Here is a 358-nt window from a genome sequence, read left to right as displayed (position 1 = left end):
GGAGGAACTGGTCGGCGACATCGCCGACGAGAGCGACACCGTCACCGAGATCGCCGTCCCGGACGGCAGCGGCAGCGGCAATGGCGCTGGCAGCGGCTGGCTGGTGGACGCCGGACGCCGCCTGGACGAGGTGGCCGAGGCCACCGGCATCGCACTGCCCGAGGAAGAGGACTACGACACCGTGGCCGGCCTGATCGTGGACCGGCTCGGCCGTTTCCCGGCCGTCGGCGACCGGCTCACCGTGGAACTGCCCGACGGCGGCAGCGCCGTGATCGACGTACGCACCCTCGACCGGCACGTGCCCGAACGGGTGCGTCTGGAGCGGGTGGCCGTGGTGGAACGTGAGGAGGAGCAGGCA

The 358-nt window shown here is 72.3% G+C and carries 1 protein-coding gene; it reads left to right on the top strand.

All coding sequences use genetic code 11. The features are described from left to right. A partial coding sequence (locus DSY14_RS28320; protein WP_283091719.1) for a transporter associated domain-containing protein occupies positions 1 to 358 on the top strand: 358 nt, incomplete at both ends.

It is taken from the genome of Nocardiopsis sp. MG754419 (genome assembly GCF_018207095.1).
GTDB lineage: Bacteria > Actinomycetota > Actinomycetes > Streptosporangiales > Streptosporangiaceae > Nocardiopsis.
This window is presented reverse-complemented; position numbering and strand designations above follow the sequence as displayed.